This window comes from Dietzia cercidiphylli (genome assembly GCF_014145145.1).
Classification (GTDB): domain Bacteria; phylum Actinomycetota; class Actinomycetes; order Mycobacteriales; family Mycobacteriaceae; genus Dietzia; species Dietzia natronolimnaea.
Genome location: NZ_JAALEA010000456.1, coordinates 1 through 3,104, shown reverse-complemented (window position 1 = coordinate 3,104; position 3,104 = coordinate 1). Strand labels below are relative to the sequence as shown.

4 protein-coding genes are annotated in these 3,104 nt (G+C 71.1%); 3 read left to right on the top strand and 1 reads right to left on the bottom strand.

What is annotated here, in order from left to right:
• Window positions 1-340: Rv2640c family ArsR-like transcriptional regulator (locus tag G6028_RS15345; protein WP_182659387.1), on the bottom strand; the 340-nt coding region annotated here is incomplete at its 3' end.
• 100 nt (window positions 341-440) lie between these two features.
• Between G6028_RS15345 and G6028_RS15340 the strand changes: the two genes are divergently transcribed.
• The 3 genes from G6028_RS15340 to G6028_RS15330 form a co-directional block, all read left to right on the top strand.
• Window positions 441-878 (top strand): ArsI/CadI family heavy metal resistance metalloenzyme, encoded by a 438-nt coding sequence (locus G6028_RS15340; protein ID WP_182659386.1) that lies wholly within the window; start codon window positions 441-443, stop codon window positions 876-878.
• A 141-nt stretch (window positions 879-1,019) separates the two neighbouring features.
• Window positions 1,020-2,360, top strand: coding sequence for a histidinol dehydrogenase (gene hisD / locus G6028_RS15335; protein WP_182659385.1), 1,341 nt, complete (start codon window positions 1,020-1,022; stop codon window positions 2,358-2,360).
• A partial coding sequence (locus tag G6028_RS15330) for a histidinol-phosphate transaminase (RefSeq protein WP_182659384.1) occupies window positions 2,357-3,104 on the top strand: 748 nt, incomplete at its 3' end. The genes hisD and G6028_RS15330, both read left to right, overlap by 4 nt.

The following is a 3,104-nucleotide window of genomic DNA, read 5'->3' as shown; positions in this document are numbered from 1 at the left end:
CGAGCGCAGCACGCAGGGCGTCGATCGCGGACCCGCGGGCACGGTGGAACACGCTCATCCCGCGCCGCTCCGACTCGATCATCCCGGCCTCGCGGAGTCGGCCCAGGTGATGGGACGTGGTGGACTCGGCCACGCCGGTGGCTGCGGCCAGGTCTCCGGTGCGGACCTCGCCGTCGTCACTGGTGAGCAGGAGCGACAGGAGCCGGATCCGTACCGGGTCGGCGAGGGCCTTGAGTCGCAGCGCGATCTCCACGGCGTCCTCGTGGCCGATAGTGCCCGCCGACATCGGTGCGCAGCACACCGGCGAGCTGACGTCGAGGAGGGGCAGTGCCTTGGGCATGTCCGCGAGTGTAGCCCAGCTTCTTGACGTATATCGAAATGGGTGCTTATCTGTGCGGAGTAGTAATTCGATATCCGTCACAAAGGTGGAGGTTCCGACCATGTCCCGTGTACAACTCGCCCTCAATGTCGACGACGTCGACGAGGCCGTCCGGTTCTACTCGACCCTGTTCGGTGTCGAACCCGCCAAGCGCAAGCCCGGCTACGCCAACTTCGTGGTGGAGCAGCCGCCCCTCAAGCTGGTCCTGCTCGAGAACCCGGGCCAGGGCGGCTCACTCAACCACCTGGGCGTCGAGGTCGAGTCGAGCGAGCAGGTCCACGGTGAGATCGCGCGACTGACCGACGCCGGACTTTTCACCGACGAGGAGATCGGCACGACCTGCTGCTTCGCCACCCAGGACAAGGTGTGGGTCACCGGCCCCGGAGGCGAACGGTGGGAGGTCTACACGGTCCTCGCCGACTCGGAGACGTTCGGGACCTCGCCGGTGGCGGATCACGACACCACGAACGACGACGAGGCCGGCATGTGCTGCGCGTGAGCGGCCGGAGGGTGCGGTCGACCGCGTCCACAACACCCGCGAGGGTGGCATGAGGGAGGCTCGGGCGCGGGCGCACCTAGACTGGTTCGCGGCCGTCGGCCGGTTGCTCGACGTCCCGTGATCCAACGGAAAGGCCACACCATGCTCTCCCGCATCGACCTGCGCGGTCGCACCCTCGGCACCGCCGAGCTGCGTCGCACACTCCCGCGAGGCGCCGCCGACGTCGACTCCGTCGTCGACACCGTCCGCCCGGTGGTCGAGGCGATCCGGGAGCACGGGGCCTTCGCCGCGCTCGACTACGGCGAGGAGTTCGACCGGGTCCGGCCCACTTCGGTCCGGGTTCCCGCGGAGGTCATCACGGAGGCCGGCGAGACCCTCGACCCCGATGTGCGCGCGGCGTTGGTCGAGGCCATCCGCCGCGCGAGGATCGTCCACTCCGCCCAACGCCGCTCGGACACCGTCACCGAGGTCGCCGCCGGTGGCTTCGTCACCGAGAAGTGGGTGCCCGTCGAGCGGGTGGGCCTCTATGTCCCCGGCGGAAAGGCCGTGTACCCGTCGAGCGTCATCATGAACGTCGTGCCGGCGCAGGTCGCGGGGGTCGGCTCACTCGTGGTGGCCTCCCCGCCACAGGCCGACTCCGGCGGCTGGCCGCACCCCACCATCCTCGGCGCGTGCGCGCTGCTCGGCGTCGATGAGGTCTGGGCCGTCGGCGGCGCCCAGGCCGTGGCACTGCTCGCCCACGGCGGCGAGGACACCGACGGCCGCGAGCTCGAGCCCGTCGACATGGTCACCGGCCCCGGCAACGTCTACGTCACCGCCGCCAAGCGACTGTGCCGCAGTGTCGTGGGGATCGATTCGGAGGCCGGCCCCACGGAGATCGCCGTCCTGGCCGACCACACGGCCGACCCGGTCCACATCGCCTACGACCTCATCAGCCAGGCCGAGCACGACCCCAATGCGGCGAGCGTGCTGGTCACGGACTCCGAGCAGCTCGCCGACGCCGTCGACCGGGAGGTCGAGGCCCGGTACACCGTCACCCTCAACGCCGACCGCGTCCGCGAGGCGCTCGAGGGCCCGCAGTCGGGAATCGTCCTGGTGGACGACATCGACGCCGGCCTGCGCGTGGTCGACGCGTACGCGGCCGAGCACCTGGAGGTGCAGACCCGCGACTCCGCCGCCGACGCCGCCCGGGTGCGCAACGCCGGGGCGATCTTCGTGGGCGCCTACTCCCCGGTCCCGCTCGGCGACTACGCGGCGGGCTCGAACCACGTCCTGCCCACGTCGGGCACCGCCCGTCACTCGTCCGGATTGAGCGTGCAGACCTTCCTGCGCGGTATCCACGTCATCGACTACGACCGCGCCGCACTCAAGGAGATCGCCCCGACCGTCGTCGCGCTCGCCGACGCCGAGCGGTTGCCGGCCCACGGCGAGGCGGTCCGGGCCCGCTTCGAGGACCTCACCGCCGCGGAGGAGGAACAGTGAGCGACACCCCCCGGCCAGGAGTCGGCCTGGACGCGCTGCCCCTACGCGAGAACCTGCGCGGGAAGAGCGCCTACGGAGCCCCGCAACTCGAGGTGCCGGTGCAGCTCAACACCAACGAGAACCCGCACCCGCCCAGTGCGGCGCTGGTCGCCGATATCGCGGAGGCGGTCTCCGCGGCGGCGGCCGACCTCAACCGCTACCCGGACCGGGACGCCGTCGACCTGCGCACCGACCTCGCCGCCTACCTCACGCGGCAGACCGGGGTGGAGCTGGACGTGGACATGGTGTGGGCGGCCAACGGCTCCAACGAGATCCTCCAGCAGTTGCTGCAGGCCTTCGGCGGACCCGGTCGCAGTGCGATGGGATTCGTCCCCAGCTACTCCATGCACCCGATCCTCGCCGCGGGCACGGACACCGAGTGGATCCCGGTCGACCGGGGCGCGGACCTGGCGATCGACGTCGAGGCCGCGCTGGCGGCGATCGCCGGGCACCGCCCCGACGTCGTCTTCCTCACCACGCCCAACAATCCGACGGGCCACGTGATCGAGCTGGACGACCTGCGGCGGCTGATCGACGCGGCACCGGGGATCGTCGTGGTCGACGAGGCGTACGCGGAGTTCTCCCCGTCGCCGAGCGCGTGCACGCTCCTGGCCGAGTACCCGGCGAAGCTGGTCGTCTCGCGCACCATGAGCAAGGCGTTCGCGTTCGCCGGCGGGCGGCTCGGTTACTTCGCGGCCGACCCCT